Origin of the sequence: Robertmurraya beringensis, from assembly GCF_042433785.1 — a bacterium.
GTDB classification, from domain to species: domain Bacteria; phylum Bacillota; class Bacilli; order Bacillales; family Cytobacillaceae; genus Robertmurraya_A; species Robertmurraya_A beringensis.
Genome location: NZ_JBHLUU010000052.1, coordinates 1 through 1,203, shown reverse-complemented (window position 1 = coordinate 1,203; position 1,203 = coordinate 1). Strand labels below are relative to the sequence as shown.

The following is a 1,203-nucleotide window of genomic DNA, read 5'->3' as shown; positions in this document are numbered from 1 at the left end:
TTTAGTGGATTTGGACGGGTTACCACCTGACTTATCCATTATAAAGGACTTTTTCTTTGCACAATATAATAAAGTTGAACATTTTGAGTATTTTTAATAGTGAAATTAAATTAATGCAACACTAGTGCTCTCTTATAATTATAACAAAATTGATTAAGTTCAGATGAAACTATAAAGGGTGATTGCTATGTTAGATTATCAAATCGTGTGGAGAGGGCCGGTAATGGATGCGACTGGCTACGGTACAGCGAGTAGGGGATACGCTTTAGCATTAGATCGACTAGGTTTAGATGTTAAGATAGAGACGTATACATGGAATAGACCATATCAAGAAGCTGAAAGCAACGACAAACAAAGGTTAGAACAGCTTATAAGTAAGAATTATGATGAGTCTAAAAAGAAGATTCTAATTTATCATGCCCCTCCTAGTATTGTTCATACAGATGAAGTAGTTGATTTTGAACATCGAATTTTGAATACTGTATGGGAGACTGAAAAACTGCCATCTTATTGGCTACCAATTATCGATAAGTTTGATGCAGTTTGTGTTCCGTGCTCTCTAAATGTTAGGGCTATGAAAAATAGTGGTGTTCAAATACCTGTTTTTTTAGCTCCACATGGGGTAGATTCTCAAAGATTTAGTCCAGAAAACAAAAAACTTACACTAAGGGGAACGGAAGGGAAATTTGTGTTTGTTTCGGTATTCGACTTCCAGCAACGAAAAAATCCTGAAACGTTATTAGAGGCTTATTGGAAAGAATTTAAACCATCTGATCAAGTTGTGCTTGTAATTAAAACATATTCAGATAATCAAAGTGAAATTTTGGAAAAAATTAATAATTATAAAAAAAAGTTAGGTTTTGGTGATGAAACAGCACCTTTATACGTAATGACAGGTACTATAGAGGAAAGTCAATATCGAGGTATTTTTAATCTGGGCAATGCCTTTGTTCTTCCTACTAGAGGCGAAGGGGTTGGCATCCCATTTATGGAAGCTTTATCAAGCGGTACTCCATTAATCGTCACTGGCTGGGGTGGTCAAATGGATTATGTTAATGAAATAAATTCATTTTTAGTCACTAGTGTTGCATAAATAATGTCATAATTTTCAGTTTAATCATTGTTTCTATTTAGAGCCAAAAAGGTAAATGCCTAATTAAAGGTGGTTCTGTCCATTTGGAAATTTATTTACAATTAGACCTG

1 protein-coding gene is annotated in these 1,203 nt (G+C 34.2%); it reads left to right on the top strand.

Annotated features, from left to right (window positions below):
- Positions 1 to 187 precede the first annotated feature (187 nt).
- Positions 188 to 1,093, top strand: coding sequence for a glycosyltransferase (locus tag ACFFHF_RS11835; protein ID WP_377058224.1), 906 nt, complete (start codon positions 188 to 190; stop codon positions 1,091 to 1,093).
- Positions 1,094 to 1,203: the final 110 nt, after the last annotated feature.